Source organism: Mesonia sp. HuA40, from assembly GCF_008017835.1.
In the GTDB taxonomy this organism is placed as follows: domain Bacteria; phylum Bacteroidota; class Bacteroidia; order Flavobacteriales; family Flavobacteriaceae; genus Mesonia.
The window spans coordinates 120,856-141,558 of record NZ_VRLT01000026.1; the positions used below are offsets into that span (position 1 = coordinate 120,856).

26 protein-coding genes and 1 tRNA gene are annotated in these 20,703 nt (G+C 35.9%); 14 read left to right on the forward strand and 13 right to left on the reverse strand.

Annotation, left to right across the window (positions count from 1 at the left end):
- The first annotated feature begins 12 nt into the window (after window positions 1–12).
- From FT993_RS04750 to FT993_RS04760, 3 genes are all read left to right on the forward strand, one after another.
- On the forward strand, window positions 13–798 hold the full coding sequence (locus FT993_RS04750; RefSeq protein ID WP_147861396.1) for an SDR family oxidoreductase: 786 nt from the start codon (window positions 13–15) through the stop codon (window positions 796–798).
- Between the two features lie 80 nt (window positions 799–878).
- Window positions 879–1,967: an amidohydrolase family protein gene (locus tag FT993_RS04755; protein ID WP_147861397.1), complete on the forward strand. Its 1,089-nt coding sequence runs from the start codon at window positions 879–881 to the stop codon at window positions 1,965–1,967.
- The gene (locus tag FT993_RS04760; RefSeq protein WP_147861398.1) at window positions 1,967–2,608 is read left to right on the forward strand and encodes an O-methyltransferase; all 642 of its coding nucleotides are present in this window, start codon (window positions 1,967–1,969) and stop codon (window positions 2,606–2,608) included. The genes FT993_RS04755 and FT993_RS04760 overlap by 1 nt, the downstream gene beginning before the upstream one ends.
- A gap of 4 nt (window positions 2,609–2,612) precedes the next feature.
- Here FT993_RS04760 and FT993_RS04765 read toward each other — a convergent pair whose 3' ends face one another.
- The 7 genes from FT993_RS04765 to FT993_RS04795 form a co-directional block, all read right to left on the reverse strand.
- Window positions 2,613–3,128 carry a DinB family protein gene (locus FT993_RS04765; protein WP_147861399.1) on the reverse strand — a complete coding sequence of 172 codons (516 nt, stop codon included), beginning with the start codon at window positions 3,126–3,128 and terminating at the stop codon, window positions 2,613–2,615.
- Window positions 3,115–3,687: a phosphatase PAP2 family protein gene (locus tag FT993_RS04770; protein WP_147861400.1), complete on the reverse strand. Its 573-nt coding sequence runs from the start codon at window positions 3,685–3,687 to the stop codon at window positions 3,115–3,117. Before FT993_RS04770 ends, FT993_RS04765 begins: the two co-directional genes overlap by 14 nt.
- Window positions 3,687–3,965 (reverse strand): twin-arginine translocase TatA/TatE family subunit, encoded by a 279-nt coding sequence (locus tag FT993_RS04775; protein WP_147861401.1) that lies wholly within the window; start codon window positions 3,963–3,965, stop codon window positions 3,687–3,689. The genes FT993_RS04770 and FT993_RS04775 overlap by 1 nt, the downstream gene beginning before the upstream one ends.
- A gap of 64 nt (window positions 3,966–4,029) precedes the next feature.
- Window positions 4,030–6,345 carry a M1 family metallopeptidase gene (locus FT993_RS04780; RefSeq protein ID WP_255504424.1) on the reverse strand — a complete coding sequence of 772 codons (2,316 nt, stop codon included), beginning with the start codon at window positions 6,343–6,345 and terminating at the stop codon, window positions 4,030–4,032.
- Window positions 6,346–6,355: 10 nt separating this feature from the next.
- The gene (locus tag FT993_RS04785; protein WP_147861402.1) at window positions 6,356–6,838 is read right to left on the reverse strand and encodes a DUF6702 family protein; all 483 of its coding nucleotides are present in this window, start codon (window positions 6,836–6,838) and stop codon (window positions 6,356–6,358) included.
- A gap of 17 nt (window positions 6,839–6,855) precedes the next feature.
- The gene (locus FT993_RS04790; RefSeq protein WP_147861403.1) at window positions 6,856–7,626 is read right to left on the reverse strand and encodes a hypothetical protein; all 771 of its coding nucleotides are present in this window, start codon (window positions 7,624–7,626) and stop codon (window positions 6,856–6,858) included.
- 74 nt (window positions 7,627–7,700) lie between these two features.
- Window positions 7,701–8,390 carry a hypothetical protein gene (locus FT993_RS04795; RefSeq protein ID WP_187240754.1) on the reverse strand — a complete coding sequence of 230 codons (690 nt, stop codon included), beginning with the start codon at window positions 8,388–8,390 and terminating at the stop codon, window positions 7,701–7,703.
- 182 nt (window positions 8,391–8,572) lie between these two features.
- Between FT993_RS04795 and pepE the strand changes: the two genes are divergently transcribed.
- Both pepE and FT993_RS04805 read left to right on the forward strand, forming a co-directional pair.
- Complete coding sequence (gene pepE, locus FT993_RS04800; protein WP_147861405.1) at window positions 8,573–9,280, forward strand: dipeptidase PepE; 708 nt, start codon at window positions 8,573–8,575, stop codon at window positions 9,278–9,280.
- On the forward strand, window positions 9,281–10,192 hold the full coding sequence (locus FT993_RS04805; RefSeq protein ID WP_147861406.1) for a glutaminase: 912 nt from the start codon (window positions 9,281–9,283) through the stop codon (window positions 10,190–10,192).
- Between the two features lie 32 nt (window positions 10,193–10,224).
- On the opposite strand, the gene FT993_RS04810 is transcribed toward FT993_RS04805, so the two are convergent.
- Window positions 10,225–10,297: transfer RNA gene (locus FT993_RS04810), tRNA-Gly, on the reverse strand.
- Between the two features lie 117 nt (window positions 10,298–10,414).
- On the opposite strand from FT993_RS04810, the gene FT993_RS04815 reads away from it, so the two are divergent.
- The 8 genes from FT993_RS04815 to FT993_RS04850 all read left to right on the forward strand — a co-directional run bounded on the left by FT993_RS04815 (window position 10,415) and on the right by FT993_RS04850 (window position 16,004).
- Window positions 10,415–10,702 carry a GNAT family N-acetyltransferase gene (locus tag FT993_RS04815; protein ID WP_147861407.1) on the forward strand — a complete coding sequence of 96 codons (288 nt, stop codon included), beginning with the start codon at window positions 10,415–10,417 and terminating at the stop codon, window positions 10,700–10,702.
- Window positions 10,703–11,125, forward strand: coding sequence for a GNAT family N-acetyltransferase (locus tag FT993_RS04820; protein WP_147861408.1), 423 nt, complete (start codon window positions 10,703–10,705; stop codon window positions 11,123–11,125).
- A 13-nt stretch (window positions 11,126–11,138) separates the two neighbouring features.
- Entirely contained in the window at window positions 11,139–11,870 is a 732-nt protein-coding gene (locus FT993_RS04825; protein WP_187240755.1) for a M15 family metallopeptidase, read from the forward strand.
- 66 nt (window positions 11,871–11,936) lie between these two features.
- Window positions 11,937–13,448 (forward strand): 2,3-bisphosphoglycerate-independent phosphoglycerate mutase, encoded by a 1,512-nt coding sequence (gpmI, locus tag FT993_RS04830; protein WP_147861410.1) that lies wholly within the window; start codon window positions 11,937–11,939, stop codon window positions 13,446–13,448.
- Entirely contained in the window at window positions 13,445–14,002 is a 558-nt protein-coding gene (locus FT993_RS04835) for a thioredoxin family protein (RefSeq protein WP_147861411.1), read from the forward strand. The genes gpmI and FT993_RS04835 overlap by 4 nt, the downstream gene beginning before the upstream one ends.
- Before the next feature lie 4 nt (window positions 14,003–14,006).
- On the forward strand, window positions 14,007–14,414 hold the full coding sequence (locus tag FT993_RS04840) for a BT0820 family HAD-type phosphatase (protein WP_147861412.1): 408 nt from the start codon (window positions 14,007–14,009) through the stop codon (window positions 14,412–14,414).
- Window positions 14,415–14,417: 3 nt separating this feature from the next.
- Window positions 14,418–15,242: a type I methionyl aminopeptidase gene (map, locus tag FT993_RS04845; protein ID WP_147861413.1), complete on the forward strand. Its 825-nt coding sequence runs from the start codon at window positions 14,418–14,420 to the stop codon at window positions 15,240–15,242.
- 6 nt (window positions 15,243–15,248) lie between these two features.
- Window positions 15,249–16,004 (forward strand): class I SAM-dependent methyltransferase, encoded by a 756-nt coding sequence (locus FT993_RS04850; protein ID WP_147861414.1) that lies wholly within the window; start codon window positions 15,249–15,251, stop codon window positions 16,002–16,004.
- Here FT993_RS04850 and FT993_RS04855 read toward each other — a convergent pair whose 3' ends face one another.
- Together FT993_RS04855 and FT993_RS04860 are read right to left on the reverse strand one after the other, a co-directional pair.
- Window positions 16,005–17,006 (reverse strand): FAD:protein FMN transferase, encoded by a 1,002-nt coding sequence (locus FT993_RS04855; protein ID WP_147861415.1) that lies wholly within the window; start codon window positions 17,004–17,006, stop codon window positions 16,005–16,007.
- On the reverse strand, window positions 17,003–17,362 hold the full coding sequence (locus FT993_RS04860; protein ID WP_147861416.1) for a Na(+)-translocating NADH-quinone reductase subunit F: 360 nt from the start codon (window positions 17,360–17,362) through the stop codon (window positions 17,003–17,005). The genes FT993_RS04855 and FT993_RS04860 overlap by 4 nt, the downstream gene beginning before the upstream one ends.
- 123 nt (window positions 17,363–17,485) lie before the next feature.
- Between FT993_RS04860 and FT993_RS04865 the strand changes: the two genes are divergently transcribed.
- The gene (locus tag FT993_RS04865; RefSeq protein ID WP_147861417.1) at window positions 17,486–17,911 is read left to right on the forward strand and encodes a Na(+)-translocating NADH-quinone reductase subunit F; all 426 of its coding nucleotides are present in this window, start codon (window positions 17,486–17,488) and stop codon (window positions 17,909–17,911) included.
- Between the two features lie 53 nt (window positions 17,912–17,964).
- Here FT993_RS04865 and nqrF read toward each other — a convergent pair whose 3' ends face one another.
- From nqrF to FT993_RS04880, 3 genes are read right to left on the reverse strand one after another with little or no spacing between them, the layout of a single operon-like run.
- Window positions 17,965–19,269: an NADH:ubiquinone reductase (Na(+)-transporting) subunit F gene (gene nqrF, locus FT993_RS04870; RefSeq protein ID WP_147861418.1), complete on the reverse strand. Its 1,305-nt coding sequence runs from the start codon at window positions 19,267–19,269 to the stop codon at window positions 17,965–17,967.
- 1 nt (window position 19,270) lies between these two features.
- Entirely contained in the window at window positions 19,271–20,014 is a 744-nt protein-coding gene (nqrE, locus tag FT993_RS04875; protein ID WP_147861419.1) for an NADH:ubiquinone reductase (Na(+)-transporting) subunit E, read from the reverse strand.
- Window positions 20,015–20,051: 37 nt separating this feature from the next.
- Complete coding sequence (locus FT993_RS04880; protein ID WP_147861420.1) at window positions 20,052–20,699, reverse strand: NADH:ubiquinone reductase (Na(+)-transporting) subunit D; 648 nt, start codon at window positions 20,697–20,699, stop codon at window positions 20,052–20,054.
- Window positions 20,700–20,703 lie beyond the last annotated feature (4 nt).

A 20,703-nucleotide genomic window follows, 5' to 3' on the forward strand; every position in this document is an offset into this window, starting at 1 on the left:
AATTAAATCAACATGCAATTAAACTTAGATAACAAAAACGCATTAATTTGTGGTAGTACAAGCGGAATAGGAAAAGAAGCTGCAATAGCACTCGCTCAAGAGGGAGTGCAAATAACTCTAGTCGCTAGAAATGAGGAAAGGTTAAAAGAAACTTTAGCCGAATTAGCCACCAATCACGATCAAAAACATGATTATATCATCGCTGATTTTTCTAAACCCGAAAAACTAGCAGAAAGCCTTCAAGAGGCCTTACGTAAAAAAGATTTTCATATACTTTTAAATAATACAGGTGGTCCCGCTGGTGGCAAAATTGCTGACGCCAAAACACAAGAGTTTATCAATGCCTTTAACCAGCACCTAATTTGCAACCACATTTTAGCGCAAGCCGTACTCCCTGGAATGAAAAAAAGAGGTTTTGGCCGAATTATCAATGTAATCTCAACATCGGTAAAGCAGCCTTTAGATGGGTTAGGCGTTTCTAACACGATTCGCGGTGCCGTGGCCAATTGGAGCAAAACGCTAGCCAATGAAGTTGGTGCTTTTGGTATCACAGTGAATAATGTATTACCCGGAGCTACCGCAACCGGCAGATTACAAGAAATTATTAGCAATAAGGCTCAAAAAACAGGAAAGACCCAAGAAGAAATTGAACAAAGCATGCAGCAAGCCGTGCCAGCAAAACGATTTGCACGACCTCAAGAAATAGCTAATGCTATTTGTTTTTTAGCTAGTGAAAGCGCTGGTTATATCAACGGAATTAATCTACCTGTTGACGGTGGGCGTACCAAAAGCTTGTAATTAGAACGTAATCTATACATAAGCTCTTAGAATCTATGGTATTAAACCCGTATTAATCGGTTACCTAAAAAACTTAAACCATGAAAAACAGACGATCATTAAGAATTAACGGACACTCTCATTTACTACCCTATCCAGAAGAAATTCCGGCTTTTATGAAAGAAAAAGAAATTTTCTGGGTTGATGACGAACGCAAATACATGTTGCAAAAAAACTGGAAGAGACCTGTAACCGATTCTAGTTTCTTTTTAGACGAAAAATTAGAGTGGATGGAGCGTAACCAGCTCGATCATGCTGTTGTGCTCAACCTTTCTCAACTTTACGGAAACGGTTTAAGGGTTGAAGAGATGAAAAAAGCACTACGCTTTCAAAATGATTTTAATGCGCGTGTACAACATGACAACCCTAGTAAATTTACTTGTGGATTTGTGGTTCACCCCGGTTTTGTAAGAAGTGCTTTATGGGAGATTGAACGATGTGTAGAAGAATTAGATATGCGCCTGCTTTGCTTACCCACGCATTATATGGATAGTATTGGTACCTGGCGATGTATTTTTGATGAAGAAAATGAACCTATTTTTGAATTAGCCAATCAATATAACCTGGCTGTTGAAATTCACCCTTACGATGGTGAAAAGTTCATAAAACTAGAAAACACCGCATGGCGTTTTCATTTAATCTGGATGTTAGCACAATGTGCAGATGCTTATCATTTTTTAACTTTAAATGGTTACCCTGATAAATATCCCAATATGCGTGTATGCTTTGCTCATGGCGGACAGCTGGCACAAATTAATCTAGGACGAAGAATTCAAGGTTTTGATGGTAGACCTGATTTATTTGAAGGTAAAGTACATCCTAGAAAATCTGTGGGACATCCCAATATCTTTTTTGACACTTTGGTACACGATACAGGCTCTTTAAAATTATTGGTAGAAAACCAAAAACCTCAACAGATTATCATGGGCTTAGATGATCCTTACCCTTTAGGAGAAATGGAGAGTGACTCCCAATCTTCTTACCCGGGAAAAATATTAGATTTGGCCGTTGAGCGAAATATTTTAACAAGCGAGCAATGTACCGCTATTTGGGACGATAACATTATCCGTTGGTTATGCGGCAAAGATGAAGACGCTCAAGAAAAACTATTAAATAGGATTTTAAATTAATGCATTTCTTACCCGAAGATATAGATCAATACACGGTGAATCATAGTTCACCCGAACCTGAACTTTTACAAAAACTCAACCGAGAAACCCATCAAAAAATATTGCAACCACGTATGTTAAGTGGGCATTACCAAGGAAGGGTTTTAAGCATGTTAACCAAATTAATAAATCCTAAAAACATTTTAGAATTAGGAACTTATACCGGTTACTCTGCTCTTTGCATGGCTGAGGGCATGCAAACCGATGGTGTTTTACATACAATTGATAAAAATGAAGAGCTATTTGATTTTCAAAGAAAATATTTTGACAAATCTTCTTGGGCTAAACAAATCATTCAACACTTAGGAGAAGCTAAGCAAATTATACCTCGACTTGATCTAAATTTTGATCTGGTATTTTTAGATGCTGATAAAAACAACTACCTTACCTATTTTGAGTTGATTGTTCCCAAATTGAATTCAGGTGGAATTATTCTTACTGACAACGTTCTTTGGAGCGGAAAAGTTACCAAAGCATTAAATCCTAATGACGAGGACACAAGAGTGCTATTGGCTTATAATAAAAAAGTGAACGAAGATCCACGGGTTGAAAGCGTAATGCTACCTATTAGGGATGGCCTTACCATTACCCGAAAAAAATAAACACTTACAAATAGCGTTCTTTTAAGATATTTAGATGATGTTGGTTGTGCCCCGAAATGATCCAGAGCAAAATCCTGGGTGAAAAGGGGCAGTCGCTTGCTTCTAGCTCGAGATCAAGCTGTTCTACCCTCAATTGTTTCAACAACATAAAAGTATGCTGGCGTACCAATAAAAAATCAGCTTTAAGCTGGTCTAAACTAAGCAAGTCGCTTGCATCATTGGCTGCAAAAGCATTTTCATCAAAACCGACTAATGCCGTTTGGTCTCCACGTAAAATTCTTAATAAACGATAAGAAAAAACCTGCTCGCAATCTATTATGTCTTGCCAAAGTTGCTTTATTGTCCATTTTTCTGGCGCATAACGAAAATCTTCAAGTGATGCTGGTATATTTTCAAAAACATCTATACTCGCTTGCTTGGTGAGCGAAAGCGATTCTAAAACATGAACGCCTGGTGCGGCATCAAGATAATTTTGATAGTAATAAGGGGCTTGACTAGGCTGAGGTTTATAAATTTTCATTGGTTAAATTCGGAGAATTTTTTTTAACAAAAGCATAAATTAATAAAGCTATACTTACTCCTAGAATTGCTCCGGCTAAAAGATCTAATGGATAATGCACCCCCACATAGATACGGCTGCTGGCAAATAAAAAAGGCCATAAGTAAAGAAAATAAATCCAACTAAAGCGTTTCCTAAAAAGCAACACAAAATAAGTTGTAATGGCCATAGACGTTGAGGTGTGTCCCGAGACAAAGCTAAAATAGGTTGGCTCTTGCAATACCCGTATTAAGTCTTTTAAACTATCTACTTGGTTGGGGCGTAACCGCTGCACACTAAATTTTATCAAACGAGTAATACCAAAAGTTACAGCAAAGCTTCCCAGGTAGCCCAATAGCAGGTATTTACGACTAGTTGCATCTTTAAAGTTGTAGAGTATTAAACCTAGTAAAAACAAATATAAGGGAATCCAGAATTCTTCTTGGGTAACAAGAATCCAAAACTGATCGTATTGCTCTACCCCTAAACTATTAAGATAAATAAAAAGCTCTCTATCCCATTGTTTAATTTGATCTAGCATTAGCGACGTCTTCTTATCGCTCCTGTGATCTCCTCTATTTCTTCTTTCACCTTATCAACTTCATCGGTAATTTCTTTACCCCTAAAGTCTTCTAGATGCTCATTCGAGGTTTGCGTAATCTCATTTTTAATATCGTTGGTGGCGTCTTTTATTTGACGCATACCCTGACCTAAGCCTCTGGCTATTTCAGGAATTTTATCGGCACCAAAAACCATAACTAATATAAAAACTATAAAAGCTATTTCTGCTCCACTTATAAATAAAAAACTGATATACATAATGCAAATATACGAGGGAATTTTCTCATAAAAAAAGCTCACCCGTTAAAGTGAGCTTTTTAGCTTAATTTTGTTGTTTTTTAAAACGTTCAAATTCGTTTTCTTGTTTTTCTTTGGGCCAAGTATTATTGGTGGTATTTACATCGGCTGTTAGCTGATCTTTATCTACTTGTACTTTTACCAATTGAACTTGGCTAGCCAACACACGTTTTACCTGCCTATCATTTTTTCTCCAAATTTGTGCAGGATAGGTTACTTGCTCTTCAGAGCCATCGGCAAAAGTATAGGTTACTAAAATTGGCATTACCAATCCTCCGGGTTTTTCAAAGGTAATGGTATAAAAATAGTTAGGAACTTCAATGGCTTGCCGTTCTACTTCCGTAAAGTTATCTAATAAGAACTCTTTTAAACGCGGTGCATTCTCAAGGGTCGTCTTACTTTTCATCTCATTGGTTAATTCGGTATCATTTTCGGGTACAACGTATAAGGCATCTATGTTTTTAGGATTTGTCACCCCATAGTTTTGAAGAAAGGTTCTCCCAGAGGCCGTAGGTTGATCGGTTACATAATATTTCTTTACGGATTCAATACCGATATCAACCACATCGGTAGTGTAAAACCAACCTCTCCAAAACCAGTCTAAATCTACACTCGAAGCATCTTCCATAGTTCTAAAGAAATCTTCTGGGGTGGGGTGTTTAAACATCCATCGCTGAGAATAGGTTCTAAAAGCATAATCAAATAGTTCTCTACCCATTACTGTTTCTCTCAAAATATTAAGCGCCGTTGCTGGTTTACCGTACGCGTTATTACCTAATTGATACACTTGCTCTGGATTACTCATTATGGGTGCAATAAAACTTTGATTGCCTTTCATATACGGCACTATTTTAGCAGGATCGCCTCTTCTTGACGGATATTTATTTAGTGGTTGAATAGCATTAGGATAGGTTTCGGCAAAATCTTGCTCAGCTACATATTGTACAAAAGTATTTATGCCTTCATCCATCCAACCCCATTGCCGCTCGTCACTATTTACAATCATCGGAAAAAAATTATGCCCAATTTCATGAATAATTACGCTTATCATTCCAAATTTCACTCGGTCTGAATAGCTGCCATCTTTTTCTGGTCGACCATAGTTCCAACAAATCATTGGGTATTCCATACCTTGTCTTTTGGCGTGAACAGAAATGGCTTTATGATAAGGATAATCAAAAGTCATTCGGCTATAGCTTTTAAGGGTTGAAGCTACCACTTTGGTAGAATACTCTTCCCATAGCGGGTTGCCTTCTTTAGGATATAAAGAAACCGCCATAACCGATTTGTCACCAATTTTTACGGCCTGCATATCCCATATAAATTTACGCGAGCTTGCAAACGCAAAATCACGCACCTGTTTGGCTTCAAATTGCCAGGTTTTTGTTTTTTTAGAAAAACCTTTCTCGGCCTTTTCTGCCTCTTCTTGCGTTACAATGAAAACAGGTTTATCATAAGAATTTTTAGCTTTTTCAAAGCGTTCGATCATTTTTTTACTAAAAACCTTTTTTCTGTTTTTCAATTTACCTGTTGCGTCTAAAATATGATCTGCAGGTACGGTAATATTTACTTTATAATCGCCAAAAGGTAAAGCGAACTCACCACTACCCCAGAATTGATAGTTTTGCCAGCCTTCTACATCATTATAAACGGCCATTCGAGGGAAAAACTGTGCAATTACATAAGCATAATTTCCATCTTCTTTAAAATACTCGTAACCAGATCGACCACCGTCGGTTACATGATTGTTTAGATTATACCACCATTTTATAGAAAATTGAAATTTATCACCTGGCCGCAAAGCATTTGGTAAATCTACACGCATCATAGTCTGGTGAATAGTATAGGGTAAAGCTTTGCCTTTATGACTAACCGATTCTATATTAAATCCTCCTTTAAAAGCCTGCTTAGCATAGGTAGAAACAAATCTATTCATGGGGGTTACCTCTGGTAATTTTTGAGACCTGATTAAATCACTTTTACCTTTTTCTCCTCTAACATTTTGGTCGAGTTGCACCCAAAGATAGGTTAGCTCATCGGGAGAATTGTTGGTATAGGTAATTGTTTCAAAACCAGATAGTTTTTGGTTTAGATCATCTAGTTGAATATCCATGTCATAATCGGCTGTATTTTGATAATAAGCCTCGCCTGGAGCACCAGAACCGGTGCGGTATTGATTAGGGGTAGAAAATTCATCGTAGAGCTGCCTAAATTTGTTCTGGTTGGTATGTCCTGCCTCTACCCTATTATTTTCTGGAATCTCCTTTTTCTCTTGTGCATTACCAAAACCTATGCAAATCATAAAAATAAGAATGGTTTTGATAGCGTTTGTAGTATTCATAAGCTGAATTTTAAATTTGAATGAGCCCTTCTGGTCTTTCTTTCACCAGCAGCAGCGAATTGATATTTCCATTTCGTGTAAAATGAAACAGATTTTTTTGAGTTTCGTATAAATCAATTAATAAAGTGTTTTTCACTTTAATATCATTTATGGTTTCTTCATACTTCCCCTCAAAAAAACACACTATTCGGTCATCTTCAAACTTACTGCCAATATAGGTCAGGTTTTGATGGCGACCGTTGAAGTCAAGTCTAAATTTTTGATCAAAATATTGTTGAATAAAAGTTTGAGTTTTTTCGTCAAGTTCACCTGGAGTTAATCGTATAGACTTATCGTAGCGAGTTTGTAAAAGCAATTGAAAATCATCTACGAACAATCGACTAATTACTTGCACCTCTCCTGTCTCTTCTTTATGCATTACATCGGTTACGCTTACATAAAACTTATGCTTAGATAAGCTTGTAATTAAAATGAAACCCAAAATGATGGGCATAAAAAATAGTTTTGACTTCACTCAGTAATCTCTTTCCTCTTTAAATAGGTCATTTTTATGGATTTGAAAAATTCTAGCATCTGCAATTTATCTTGGTGACCTAACATTTCATCAAAATTACTGAACTCTAAACAATAATATATAAAATCTTCGACAAAATGTTCAGGAATTTCTAAGTCATCGATAAAAAAATGCTGTGAAAACAGCGAGAATACTTTACTTACCTTTTGCTCTAGCTTTTCATAAGCTACTTGACGTTTAAGCACTTTTAATCTCCCCGAAATCATATTTAACAAAGGGTCTAAAGGTAGTCCTGAGCCACTGCTCATGGCTGTATACAATCGGCGTTCTGCTAAACTGGGCCTTTTTAGGGTAGGAAAGCCTAGATCTTCATTTCTAAAAATGGGTTTTAATTTTAATTGATTCACATCGGTTTGCAAAATACCTGCAAGACTACTATTAGAAACCTCTACTTGCTCTAGTTCATTGACTAAGGGAAACAAATAAATTTTTAGCGTTTTTTGAAAATACACTTCTTTTACAATTAATGAATAAGGCTCATATTGTAAAGAAGAAAATACCAATGTATCATTTACTTTCGCTTCAATAGTAAATTGGCCTTCAGCTTGACTTACCACTCCCTTTTTGGTGTTTAAATTAACGATATTTACTTCACGTTGCGCAATAGAGTCGGCTACGATCATCCCTTTAATTGTGTGTAAATTTTGGGTTTGAGCAAAAGCATGGCTAGAGAAGATTAGCAGTAAAAGTGCTAAAGGGTGAGACATTTGCGCAGTCATAAAACAAAAAAGGTATTAATGAAATGGAATTTAAAAAACTATCCCAATACTTTAAAAACGCATCATTTTTTTAATTGTTGCAATTTGAATTCTTCACTCTTTTCAATTAAATGCTCGATTAAATTTAATTCATTGCCTTTTTTGAATAATTTTCTATCTATTTCTTCATTTTTTAAATAATCAATAAACGCTGGAATTCTATCGCTTGGCACCTCTATATATTGTTGAAAAAATGGACTTTGTTCAAGCGCCATAAGTTCTTTGTCTAAATTCTGATTCTCTTTTTTACGGCTTCCATTTACAATTGCTTTAATCATGTTTGTGAAATTGAGACCATTGGTAAGGTAACTTTTTTCAATGGCTATATTTTCTACAGCCGATTGTTCATCTGGTCTAAATTTATATCGAAAAGTATAAGCATCTTCGTTAAAATCTGGTCGTGCTTGCTTCACCTCTTCAAGGCTTATTTTTTGAACATCGGCAATTACATCCCCCGAAAGGTTATAAGGCTTTACGGTAACTTCTTCTAAAACGTTTTCAGAGCCCTTAATCTTAATATTTATAATTTTATTATCTATTACGCCTTGGTCAACAATAACCTTAAAATCTTCAAATTGCACCGAAGAAACCAAAAGCTGATCGTTAAGACCTACTTTAATTATAAACTCACCATTATCACTAGTAAATACACCACTAGCTGTATTTAGGTCGTAAATAAGCACATCATTTAAATTAAAATTATCGTCTAACATAATTTTACCCTTTACAAATACACGCGAGTCTATCTGTGCGTATAGGCTGCTAGATAATAGGAGAACTAGAAGTAGAATTTTTTTCATAAGTAAGCTAATATCAGGTTAAATTAAGCATAAACTTTTGTGTTAGTTGCCAAATCAAATAAATTTACCTAAAATTTATGAAAAATTAAATATTAATGAATAGTATTATTGCAAGTACTTCTACGGTTCATGGATCGGATTACCTAGAATATCTCAAACCCGAGTTAGAAATTCTTTTTAACGGTTGCAAGTCTATATTGTTTATACCTTTTGCAAGACCTGGAGGTATAACCCATGAAGAATACACTAAAAAAGCTAAGAAAGGTTTATCTTTTTTAAAAAACATAACAGTTGTAGGCTTACATACATTTAAAAATTATACCAAAGCCATTCAATCTGCCGAAGCTATATTTACGGGAGGTGGCAATACTTTTTTATTAACCAAACAGTTACACGAAAACAACTTATTAACTCCTTTAAGAGAGAAGATACTCAAAGGTATGCCTTATTTAGGTACTAGTGCAGGGAGTAATATCTGCGGTAAAACCATAAATACTACCAACGATATGCCCATAGTATATCCGCCTAGCTTTGAGGCGCTTGGTGTTTTAAACTTTAATATAAATCCGCATTATCTCGATCCAGACCCTCACTCCACCCACAAAGGTGAAACTCGCGAAACAAGAATATTAGAGTTTTTAAATCTTAACTCAACACCCGTCGTAGGGTTACGCGAAGGAAGCTGGATAAGAATTCAAGGAGATTCTTGCTTACTTAAAGGAAAACTAAATGCCCGTCTTTTTTTACCCAGTGAAAAACCAAAGGAGATCGCACCAGATTTTAATTTTAATACCCTAGGATAAATGAACTATCAAGCCATATTAAATATAATAGAAAAAGACTTAGTAAATTATGACGATTTAGGCAAGGTAGCAGACTATATTCCTGAATTAGCTTTTGTACCCCGTCATAAATTTGGAATGAATTTAGCTTGCATTAGCGGTAAAAATTTTGGTTTTGGTGATTATGAAGAAACCTTTAGCATACAAAGTATCTCGAAGGTATTTACGCTCGCTTTGGCCAAAAAGTACGCAAAAGGCATTTGGAAACGAGTAGATGTAGAACCCTCTGGCAATGCTTTTAACTCTTTAATGCAACTCGAACAAGATAAAGGGATTCCTAGAAACCCTTTTATAAACTCAGGTGCTTTGGTAATTTCCGATATTCTGGTAAGTACATTTGACAACCCAAAACAAGTTTTATTAGATTTTGTACACGAAATAACCAATGATACCAGTATTGCTTATGATGAAGAAGTCGCTGCCTCAGAAAAAAAGACTGGCTACAGGAATGTGGCGCTTGTTAATTACATGAAAGCGCTAGGAAACATTCGCAATGAAGTAGATTTGGTGTTAGATTTTTATTTTCACCAATGTTCGCTAGCTATGTCTTGCAAACAACTCGCAAATGCCTTTATGGTTTTTGCGAATGATGGTATTTTATTACACAATAATAAACAAATACTAAAAGAAAATAGTACTAAACGAATCAATGCCCTTATGCAAACTTGTGGTTTTTATGATGAAGCAGGAGAATTCAGTTTTCGGGTAGGTTTACCTGGTAAAAGTGGCGTCGGTGGCGGCATTGTTGCTATTCATCCAGATAAGTACAGTGTAGCGGTATGGAGTCCTCCTTTAAACAAACATGGTAATTCTGAGAAGGGTATGAAGGCACTAGAAGAGTTAACTAGTTTAACAGGACTCTCTATTTTTTAAAAAAAAATCCGCTTAAAGCGGATTTAATTAAGAGCGGGAGACCAGGTTCGAACTGGCGACATTCAGCTTGGAAGGCTGACGCTCTACCAACTGAGCTACTCCCGCAAGTGGGGCAAATATACATAAGATTTTGACTTTGCAAAAGAAAAAATTAATTTTATACCACCAAAAGTAGTGTAACCAAAACGAAATCTTAACTAGAAGGTTTTAAATAATATAAATATGGAGCAAAAAATTAAACACAGAGAAAACGAAACCAATGGGGTTTTTTATATGCCGAGTGACAAGGGAGTTCTTGCAGAACTTTCTTATTTTAAAAAAGGTCAAAATATAATTGTTATTGATAACACTGAAACAAAAAAAGGACATGAAGGTCAGGGGTTTGCTTCTAAACTTTTAGAAAAAGCCGTTCGTTTTGCACAAGAAAATCAGCTAAAAATAGATCCGCTTTGCCCCTTTGCCGAGGTAAAATTTGAACAGAACGAAGAATACCAAAAATTAAAAGCTTAAATGCAGGTTAAATTCATACCAGCCAAAGCAGTTTTACCTATTAGGCAAGAAGTTCTAAGACCAAAATTAGGTCAACAAGATTGTATATTTGAGGGTGATTTGAGTAAAGAAAGCCTTCATTTTGGGGTTTTTTCAAAAAATCAACTTATTGGTGTCGCTACTTTGTTAGTATCTGATAGTGCCTTCTATAAAACAGGTAAATGTTATCAACTACGGGGTATGGCGGTTTGCAAAAAGTACCAAAGAACGGGAGCAGGTCATTTTTTAATGCAACATATTTTAAATCACTGCAAGCAACAAAAGGTCGAAAAAGTTTGGTGGAATGCCCGTGTAAATGCTGTGCCGTTTTATTTGAAATTTGATACAGAAATAACAAGCAACATATTCACCATTAAGGATGTGGGTGAGCATTACAAAATGTAAAAAGTATTTTGATTTGAATAGACGTGATTTTATAAAAACTAGTATAGCATTGGCAGGTAGCTCTAATTTACCATTCATCACTTATAGCCAGTTAATAGACAGTCAAGAACTTTTGGGTTTACGCAAGCCACTTTTAGTGGGCAGTAAGCATATGCTCAGAAAGCAAGCTCATCTTGATTTTATGCGTATGAAAAAAGAAGCTAGAAAAGCAGGAATATTAATCCAAGCCGTATCTAGCTACCGAAGCTTTAATAGACAGAAAAGTATTTGGAATAATAAATACAATCAGCTTACTAATCAAGGTCTATCCAAAGAAGCAAGTATTCATCGTATACTCGAATACTCCACTTTACCCGGCACTTCTCGTCATCATTGGGGAACAGAAATTGATATCGTTGATGCCACTAAACCCTTCCCTAAAGAAATTTTAATTCAAAAAAACTATGAAACCCATGGTGTTTATCATTCTTTAAAATGCTGGATGAATGAACATAGCCAAAAATACCATTGGGTGCTTACCTACCCCAACGAAACAAAGCGTACTGGCTTTTCTTATGAACCTTGGCATTATTCTTATCAACCTTTGAGTAAAGCTTATTTAAGCGAGTTTCTAAAAATTGATTTGTTTAAATTTTATCTAAATAGAAAAGACATCAGCGGTTTTGAAATGTTAAGCTCTGATTTGCTCACCCAGTACATCAAAACGCACGTTCTAGGAGTAAATGAATTACTCCTACCCGATTGATTTTACTTCAATAATTAGTGTATTAGAATATATGTTATGTAAATTTGTATAAAAATTTCATCAACTATGTCAGAAAAAGCTATTTTACTCATTTTAGATGGATGGGGCCAAACGCAGGATGCAAATGTTTCTGCAATTGAACAGGCTAAAACCCCTTTCTTTGACCATTTAGTAAAAAACTATCCTACGTCAAATATAAGGACAGATGGGGAACACGTAGGATTGCCATCGGGCCAAATGGGTAATAGCGAGGTAGGTCACCTTAACCTTGGAGCAGGAAGAATTGTATATCAAGATTTAGCCAAAATAAACAAAGCCGTAGCGAATAAATCTCTTCTTGATGAGCCTGTTCTTGAGCAAGCTTTTGATTACGCCGTAAAAAATGATAAATCCATTCATTTTTTAGGTTTGCTAAGTGATGGCGGCGTTCATTCGCATATCAATCATTTAAAAGGATTATTAGAAGCTGCCCATAGTTTTGGCGTAACACGAAAACGGGTACACGCCTTTACCGATGGACGAGATGTCGATCCGCATTCAGCTAAATCTTACATTCAGGACTTAGAAGCCACTCTTGAGAAAACGAACTCTTTATTAGCCTCTGTGATTGGGCGATATTATGCAATGGACAGAGATAAACGTTGGGATCGTATAAAAAAAGCCTATGATTTATTGGTGCACGGGAAAGGCCATTTAACACGTGACATTCTTAGCGCAATAGATCAAAGTTATAAAAATGATATCACCGATGAATTTTTAGAACCTCATTTCTTAGCGCACAACACAGAAACACGCATTCAGGAAGGTGATGTAGTTATTTTTTTTAACTTTAGAACCGATCGCGGTAGACAACTGACCCAAGTTTTATCTCAAGAAGAAAATCGTGAATATGACTTGAAGCCTTTGCCCTTGTATTATGTAACGATGACTCAATATGATGATAATTTTAAAAATATTAATGTAGTTTTTTCAAAAGGCCATATAAAGGCCACACTGGGTGAGGCACTTTCTTTTATGGGAAAAACGCAAGTGCGAGCGGCCGAAACAGAAAAATATCCGCATGTTACTTTTTTCTTCTCTGGAGGACGAGAAACACCATTCCCTGGAGAGGAACGCATACTGGTAAACTCTCCCCAAGTTGCAACCTATGACCTCAAACCCGAAATGAGTGCCCCTGAGTTAACTGAAAGTTTAGTAGACCGTATACAAGAAAATGATATCGATTTCTTTTGCATTAATTTTGCCAATCCAGATATGGTAGGTCATACGGGAAGTCTGCCAGCGGCTATTAAAGCCTGTGAAACAGTAGACACCTGTATGGGTAAGATAATAGAGGCTGCCAAAGAAAATTACCACATATTGGTACTTGCCGATCATGGGAATTGTGAAAAAATGAAAAATGAGGATGGAAGTCCGAACACCTCACATACTACCAACCCTGTACCTTGCATTCTTATTTCAAATAAATCAAAAAAATTAAAAGACGGCATTTTGGGAGATATAGCTCCTACTATTCTAGACTTAATGCAATTAGACAAACCCGAATTAATGACGCAACAATCACTATTAACACCATGAAAAAAACAATCTTCCTTCTTGTAGTTTCGCTTGCTCTTTGGTCTTGTGGAACCGCTACAAAGAATACAATTCAAGAAACTCAAACAGAAGCGACTAGTTATAAAGACTTAAACAATTATGCTTTTACTGGTGATTTTGAGGTAGAAGACATTAAACGTTCAAAACATAAGGCATGGTTTGAAGCTGGATATACAAATTTTGAACTTAGCGAAACTGAAAAGAAAACACTTAAAAAGCACCTTAAGAAATATGAAATTATTGGTTTTATTGGAACTTGGTGCCCAGATAGTAAGAGAGAGTACCCTAAACTTATAAAATTACTCGACGAAGTTGACTTTGATTCAGAAAATTTTAAAATTTATGCGGTTAACCGGATGAAAAAAACAAGTGAGGGTATAGAGCAGAAATTCAACATCAGGTATGTGCCTACATTCATTTTTATCAATAAAAAAACCGGAGAAGAAACAGGCCGATACGTTGAAAGACCTAATGAGAATTTTATTAAAGACGTCATTCAAATCGTTACCCAACAAAACTACACTCCTTATCACTAAAATAATGAGCAACAGTAAATCGCTTATCATAGCCGTTGATTTTGATGGCACCATTGTAGAAAATAAATACCCTGGAATAGGCAAACCTAAAATGTTTGCCTTTGAAACCTTAAAAAAACTACAAAAAAAAGGACATCGATTGATTTTATGGACCTATCGCTATGGTAGAGAATTACAGGAAGCGGTAGATTTTTGTGAGAAAAACGGTCTCACTTTTTATGCGGTTAACCAAAGTTTTCCTGAAGAGGAATACGATGCTGTTGTAAGCCGAAAAATAAATGCCGACTTATTTATAGATGACAGAAATATAGGAGGCTTTTTAGGCTGGGGAGAAATTTATCAATTATTATTCAAAGAAAAACCACAACACCGTAAAACAAATAAAGGATGGTTTTCTTTTTTAAAGAAATAAAATATGATTATACCAAAAAGCATAGAAGAAATTGAGTTAATGCGTGAAAGTGCCTTAGTGGTTTCCAGAACACTTGGTGTACTAGCAGATTACGTAAAGCCCGGTGTAACCACCTTACAATTAGATAAAATAGCAGAAGAGTATATTCGTTCTCAAGATGCTGTACCAGGATTTTTGGGCTTATATGATTTCCCAAATACACTTTGTATGAGTCCCAATGCTCAAGTAGTTCATGGAATACCCAATGACGAGCCTTTGAAGGAAGGTGACATCATTTCTATAGATTGCGGAGCCGTAAAAAATGGTTATTATGGCGATCACGCTTACACGTTTAAAGTAGGTGAAGTAAGCCCAGAGGTCGAAAAATTACTGCAAGTAACTAAAGAGTCGCTATACCAAGGCATAAGAGAATTCAAAATAGGCAATCGCGTTGGCGATGTAGGCTATGCGATTCAAAACTATGCAGAAAAACACGGGTATGGCGTAGTACGCGAATTGGTAGGTCATGGAATAGGAAAAACCATGCACGAAGACCCGGAGATGCCTAACTATGGAAGAAGAGGACGCGGCAAAAAATTTGTAGAAGGAATGGTTGTGGCTATTGAGCCTATGATAAATATGGGGAGTAAAAGGATTATTCAATTAAAAGATGGCTGGACCATACTTACCAAAGACGGATTGCCTAGTGCTCACTTTGAGCATGATGTGGCCTTAGTAGATGGTAAGCCACAGTTATTATCTACCTTTGACTATATTTATGAAGCCTTAGGTATTAGTAGTGACGAAGAAAACGAATTTAAAAAAGTAACTAATAGCACCAAAGCCTAAAAAACAATGATTAAATGGATACTCAATAACGTCCCTAGACCGCTACTTATCAAAGCAAGTTATGTAGCCCGGCCGTTTTTGAGTATTCTTTTAAAAGGCTCGACCTTTACAGATCCCATAGATGGTAAATCATTCAGACGATTTTTACCATATGGATATGGAAAAACCCGAGCAAATGTTTTATCGCCATCTACATTATCTTTAGAACGCCACAGATTACTTTGGCTTTACCTCAAACGTGAAACTGATTTTTTTAGTTTGCCTCGAAAAATGTTGCACGTGGCTCCCGAGCAGGCCTTTTATCATCGATTTAGAAAATTACCGCATTTAAATTACACGACAACCGATTTAGAGTCTCCCCTAGCGGATGTTAAAGCCGATATATGTAACCTACCGTTTCCGGATGATCACTTTGAAGTTATTTTTTGTAATCACGTACTAGAACATATTCCCGATGATAATAAAGCGATGAAAGAAATATATCGTGTTTTAAAAACCGGTGGCTTTGCTATTCTTCAAGTACCACAAGATGTTCAGAGAGAAGCAACTTTTGAAGATGACACAATAACCGACCCGAAAAAGAGAGCTGAAATTTTTGGTCAATATGATCATGTTCGTATTTACGGTAAAGATTATTTTGACAGATTGTCTAAGGTAGGATTCAAGGTAAAACCTGTTCACTATGCGCAGCAATTAAGCATTGGCGAAATACAGAGATTCTGCGTAGATCCCAACGAGATATTGCCCATTGTCTATAAATAATCAATTCACCAAGCGTTCTTTAAACGATTGGGTCATATACTCCCTTTGTTTGCCTAAGCTATCGATATAAGTGAAGTAAGCAGCTTTTATACCGTTCTCCTCCTTAAGAAAAGATAGTGTTTTCTTTTTTCCCATAGCCATCACACTTGTAGCATACGCATCAGCCTTGGCGCAAGTCGTTGCGATTATTGATGCGCTGGTCACTTTCGTGGTTGTTGCTTGACCAGTTCTAGGATTTATAGTATGCACGTATTTTTTTCCGCTAAGGCTATCTACCCAAAATTTACGGTAATTGCCAGAAGAGGCTAAGGCTTCATTTTTAAGTTTGAGTTTATATTGATAGCTCCTATTCTCTAAATCAGAATCTATCCCTTCCACTCCAACTATCCAATCGGCATTTTTATGCAGGTTTTGGCCACGTGTAACAATTTCACCGCCAAGCTCAACCAAATAATTTTCAATGCCTTGTTTGTTCAAAAATTCAGCTATGAGGTCAATACCGTAGCCTTTGGCAATAGCATTAAAATCAATATAGATATTGGGATTTACTTTACGGATTTGATTTTGTTTTGTTAAGCTTATTTTTTCTAAACCGGTTAACATCAACAAAGAATCTATTGTATGTTGCGAAAGGTCGTTTAAAGCCGGACTGGTTCCAAATCCGTAGGCATTTCTTAGGGCCCCTACAGTGGGATCAAAAAAACCATCGGTTTCTTTATAAATAGTTTTAGAAAGCTGCAATACATCCGAAAAGATAAAATCAACAACTATTGTGCTATCTCCTGCATTCACGCGTGAAATATCGCTAGTTTCCAAATAAGTACTAACCGATTGATTAACTCGATTTATAATGCTATCAATTTGAGATTTTTCTATTGATTTTTTTTGTGTATTGATGTAGTATCGAGTGCCGAAAGCATCTCCAGAAATGATAAATTCTTCTTGCTGTGGTGCTTGACAAGCGACAAACAAGCAAATCAAAAATAAATATATATGCCTCATACTTTTTTTATACCAGGATAAAGCAAACTATATGCTTCATCTTTTACCACGGGTTGTTCAAAGTCATCACCATGCCCAAGACCAACAGGTGCATAATAAGTGTCGGCCTCAAACTTTAGAGCGTGATCTTTTACTTTTTGCATAAGCTCCTTATCCATTTCAGAAACTTTTTTTGGGTGACAAATTGCCCGAACAACCACAAAGCTCATTTGTTTTTCCTTTTGAACAACAAATTGTGGATTCTTTTTCAATTTAGAATTAACAGCTAAAAATTCAAATCCTTGTTTTTCTAAATCTTCACCTACTATGTTCATAGCAAGTTGATGCAGTTCTTGTTCTGTTAGCTCTTCTTTCATAGTTCAAAAATACTATATTTTACACAATGTATAAACTTGAACCAAAAAAAAGAAAATGTTAAATCAACTTTCTAATTATCAAGTTTTTATGATTTTTATTTATCTTAAAAGAAAAAGAATAAAATGGCATTTAAGAAAAGAACAGAGAAAGCGATAAGTAAATTATACATTGCTTTTCACAAGGGAGAATTACACCCCAATTGCCACTGTAAATGTGCGGTGGGCAATATCTTAAATCAAGCTGATTTCTGGGCTGGTTTCAGCGATAATATAGGAAAAGGTAATTTGAATTATGTAGGAAAAGTACATCAGGTACTCGGACGCAAATATGCCGGCTTCACTCCTCAAGAATTGCTTAATATAGAAGTAATATTCTTAAAAAAACTAAAGTATAATTCAAGTAGAAATGGTAGTTATAATCAAGATGATTTGTTTTATGGTCTAGAAGCGGTGATCAAGTATTTATGTCAACTTGATAAGCAACCTAATTTACTTCGCATTGAAGAACTATTAGATTATCAACCGAAGAAGACTAGCCTTCTGGTATAAAAAAAGCCTTTTCATTAAAATGAAAAGGCTTTTTAAACATTATTAATGATGGTTTATCCACCAAAATCATCAAATCTGATATTCTCATCTGGAATACCGAAGTCTTCTCCCATTTTTTGAACCGCTTGGTTCATTAATGGAGGTCCACAGAAATACAATTCAATTTCTTCTGGCTCATCATGTTTTGTTAGGTATTGATCAATCACCACTTGGTGAATAAATCCTACAAAACCGTCCCCTTCAGAATGAATATCTTCTTTTACCTTCCAATTATCTTCCTCTAAAGGTTCAGACAAGGCTAAGTAAAATTTAAAATTTGGAAATTCACGCTCTAGTTCTCTAAAATGCTCAATGTAGAATAACTCTCGTTTAGATCTACCACCGTACCAATAAGTTACTTTTCTTCCTGTTTTTAAGGTTTTGAAAAGGTGATATAAATGCGATCGCATAGGTGCCATACCGGCTCCACCACCTACATAAAGCATTTCTGCTTCAGATTCATTGATAAAGAATTCTCCGTAAGGGCCAGATATAGTTACTTTATCTCCTTTTTTACAGTTAAAAATGTAACTTGAAGCCACACCAGGATTTACATTCATCCATTGATTTTTGGCACGATCCCAAGGTGGCGTAGCAATACGCACGTTAAGCATAATTTCTCTACCTTCGGCTGGGTAAGAAGCCATAGAGTAAGCTCTTTCTACGGTTTCTGTATTTTTCATCACCAATGGCCATAATCCAAACTTATCCCACTCCTCTTGGAACTTGTCTGGCGTCTCATGCTCTTCTGGGTGAGCTGTGATATCAATATCTTTATAATTGACTTCACAAGGAGGAATCTCAATTTGAATATACCCGCCAGCTTTATAATTCATATCTTCAGGAATCTCCACTACAAACTCCTTAATAAACGAGGCTACATTGTAGTTACGCACTACGGTTGCTTCCCATTTCTTAATTCCAAACACCTCTTCTGGTATATGGATATTCATATCTTGTTTTACCTTTACTTGGCAAGAGAGTCTTGCCCCTTCTTGCAATTCTTTTCGAGTAAAGTGAGGGGTCTCAGTAGGCAGGGCTTCACCACCACCCTCTAAAACGTGGCATTCGCATTGTATACAAGTTCCACCACCACCACAGGCAGATGGTAAAAATATTTTTTCTTTACCCAAGGTAGACAATAAGGTTCCTCCAGAATCTACCTCTATCTTCTTCTCATCATTAATGGTTATAGTAACCGGACCAGAAGGCGATAATTTTTGTTTTGTAAAAAGTAGTAATGCGACAAGCAGTAGAATTAAAACTAAAAAAGCTACTACGGTGGCAACTACTACGCCAATTGTACTTGCTAAAAACATACTATTCTTGGTTGTTTAAATCTGACACCACTAAGGTTTCAGCAGTTGGGTTAGTATTTCCTTTTTCTTCTTCCAGCATACCTACACTATTTTCTTGACTTGGTTCTAAAGAGGTAGTTTCTTCATCACCACCAGTTAACATACCACCAAAACTCATAAAGCCTATGGCCATTAAACCAGTAATGATAAAAGTAATTCCAAGACCACGCAGTGGAGCGGGAACGTTGCTGTATCTAATTTTTTCACGAATTGCAGCAATAGCCACAATAGCCAAGAACCAACCGATACCGCTACTAAAACCATAGTTTAAAGCTAAATCTATAGAAGCAATATCTCTAGATTGCATAAATAATGAACCTCCTAAAATCGCACAGTTTACTGCAATTAAGGGCAAGAAAATACCCAAAGAGTTATAAAGTGAAGGTGAAAATTTCTCCACAATAATTTCTACCAATTGAACCATAGTTGCAATGGTCGCAATAAATAAAATAAACGATAAGAAACTCAAGTCATAATCTGCATATTCTGGGCCCAACCAAGTGAGTGCCCCTTCTTGAAGAATATACTGGTCTAGTAACCAGTTTAAAGGTACGGTTACGGTTAATACAAATATTACCGCAGCCCCCAAACCTACTGCTGTACTTACTTTTTTAGATACAGCTAGGTAAGAACACATTCCCAAGAAATAGGCAAATACCATATTATCTACGAAAATGGATTTAAAAAATAATTCTAAATGTTCCATAATAAATTTTTTACTGAATTATTCGCGTAACGAATTATTAATTCTCTTCTATTAAATCTTTATTTCTACTGCGTTGAACCCAAATAATAATTCCTACAACGATAAGTGCCATTGGAGGCAATACCATAAAACCATTATTTTCATAGCCTATTGCATAAAGGCCTGTTTTCTCTACAGGGTCTCCTAATACCTGGAAACCAAATAAAGTACCCGATCCTAATAATTCTCTAAAAAAACCAACAATTACTAAGATTAGACCATAACCCGCTGCATTACCTATTCCATCAAGAAAGGATTTCCAAGGTCCGTTTCCTAAAGCAAAAGCCTCAAATCGTCCCATAATAATACAGTTGGTAATAATTAATCCAATAAATACAGAAAGTTCTTTACTTAGTGAGTAAGCAAAAGCTTTAAGCACTTGATCTACAATAATTACTAATGTAGCTACAACGATTAATTGTACAATAATTCTAATTTTAGAAGGAATTAAATTCCGTAATAACGAAATCACTACGTTACCCACTCCCATTACAAACAGTACTGAAATTGCCATAACAATTGATGGCTTTAACTGAGCGGTAATAGCTAATGCAGAACAAATACCTAAAACCTGAATGGTAATGGGGTTATTATCTGCTAATGGGTCTGTAATTAACTTTGCGTCTTTTCTAGATAAAAGTCCCATAATT